The organism is Pusillimonas sp., assembly GCF_035515275.1.
Classification (GTDB): Bacteria; Pseudomonadota; Gammaproteobacteria; order Burkholderiales; family Burkholderiaceae_B; genus Pusillimonas.
This window is the reverse complement of the sequence record NZ_DATJBQ010000148.1, coordinates 1-2,097: the sequence shown is the minus strand read 5'-3', so window position 1 is coordinate 2,097 and position 2,097 is coordinate 1. Positions and strand designations below refer to the sequence as shown.

2 protein-coding genes are annotated in these 2,097 nt (G+C 58.8%); both read right to left on the bottom strand.

From position 1 onward, the window contains the following. Window positions 1–219 precede the first annotated feature (219 nt). Window positions 220–1,065, bottom strand: coding sequence for a phosphoserine phosphatase SerB (gene serB, locus VL003_RS10720; RefSeq protein WP_325442298.1), 846 nt, complete (start codon window positions 1,063–1,065; stop codon window positions 220–222). Between the two features lie 62 nt (window positions 1,066–1,127). Further along, a partial coding sequence (locus VL003_RS10715) for a TRCF domain-containing protein (RefSeq protein WP_325442296.1) occupies window positions 1,128–2,097 on the bottom strand: 970 nt, incomplete at its 5' end.

The following is a 2,097-nucleotide window of genomic DNA, read 5'->3' as shown; positions in this document are numbered from 1 at the left end:
CATCTCGTGTTGACGTGATTCTTTCCGCGGCTATATTCATCGAACGCAAAGCGCGCCGATCGCCCCTGCATGCATGGCTTACCGATACGTGAGCCGTCGTGGGTGGCAAAGGTATTTTCGGACGTTGGAGGGCGCTGCCTCAAACCGCCCGACCGTCCGAAAATACCTTTGCCACCCACGACGGCGCTTAAGAACCCAATAACGACCGTCGGGCGCGACCTACGCCGTGAACCAGTTCAAAACCGCGTCGAGCCCCGAGAAATTAATCGCAAACCGCGTCTTCTGCCGCACAATCGGCTTCGCCCGATAGGCCACCGAATAGCCCGCCAAGGCAAGCATCTTCAGATCATTGGCACCGTCACCCAAAGCAATAATCTGATCAGCCGAAGCCCCCAGGCGCTGAGCCAGTTCAGTCACCCGATCCGCCTTGCCCTGGGCGTCGACAATCGGCCCCAACACCTTGCCCGTTAATAGACCGTTCTGAATTTCCAGAACGTTGGAGTGCGCCTCGTCCAGCCCAAGACGCTCTTGAAGCTTTTGCGTAAACACCGTAAAACCGCCCGAGACGAGCAAGGTTTTCAAGCCCGCCGCGTGCGCAGACTCGATCAGCTTTTCTGCCCCTGCATTCAGCCTCAAGCGCTCGGTATATACCCGCTCCAGTTCGGCGGCAGGCACGCCCTTCAGCAAGGCTACCCGGCGACGCAGGCTTTCGGCGAAGTCGGTGATCTCGCCGCGCATGGCCGCTTCGGTAATTGCCGCCACCTCAGTCTTGCGGCCCACCATGTCGGCGATCTCGTCGATGCACTCGATGTTGATCAGCGTCGAGTCCATGTCCATGGCTAGTACCTTGCAGTCAGACAGGCTGCGAATCGTGTCCAAAAACGCGTAGTCGATGCCCAGAGCGTGGCATCGAGTGTCGATTTCGCTTTGCGTGTCGGTGTCCACGCCGGTCAGGTGGACCGCCGTATTGTTAAGGCTTTGGACGCCCTGCGCATTGACCAGCGCGGCGATCTGCTCGACATTCTCGGTGCGCAAGCCGGGGGATTGAAGGATAAGGTGACTCATGGATAAAAGGGAAATTGAAAATTGACGGTTTATTGGGCTGCGGCAAGCGGACGCAGCACTGATCAGGACAGGGCGCGCAGCACGGCGCGTACGGCATCGACCCGCGCGGCAACGCCGCCGGGAGGCGACTGCTTGCCGTTGCTTGCGGCGCCGCCGGGTTTGTATTCGACCTTGATTTTGTCCTGTCCGGCAAGTTTGACGTTGCGCTGGGTTTGCACCAACTGAATGATGCGCATCGGATCGATATTGGGCTTGGCGCAAAACTGTATCATGGCCTGGCTTTCGCCGGCATCGATCTTAACCACCCCCATGGGTTCGGCAAGAATGCGCAAGCGGTGTGTGGAAAGCAGGTTCTGCGCCGCTTCAGGCAGTTTCCCGTAGCGGTCGATCAGTTCTTCCTGGATCAGGATCAGATCGTCTTCGGATCGCGCATGCGAAAGTTTTTTGTACAGACCCAGTCGTGCATGCACGTCGGGGCAGTAGTCGGAAGGCAGCAGCGCGGAAGCGTGCAGGTTCACTTCGCAGTTCGAGGCAAAAGGGGTGTCAAGGTCGGGCTCTTCGCCCGCCTTCAGGGCGCGCACCGCCGTGTTCAGCATTTCCGAGTACATGGAAAAACCGATCTCGTGGATATTGCCCGATTGCGATTCCCCCAGCACTTCGCCGGTGCCCCGAATTTCAAGGTCGTGCATGGCCAGGTAAAAGCCCGCACCCAGTTCTTCCATGGCCTGAATGGCCTCAAGGCGTTTTTTGGCATTGCTGGTCATGGCGTCTTCGCCAGGGGTGAGCAGGTAAGCGTAAGCCTGGTGATGCGAACGGCCCACGCGCCCACGCAATTGATGCAGCTGGGCCAGGCCCAACCGGTCTGCGCGGTGAATCACAATGGTGTTGGCCGTGGGCACGTCGATGCCGGTTTCAATAATGGTGGTGCACAGCAACACGTTGTAGCGTTGTTGGTAAAAGCCTTTCATCACGTCTTCGAGCTCGCGTTCGGGCATTTGTCCGTGCGCAACGGCGATGCGAGCTTCGGGCACC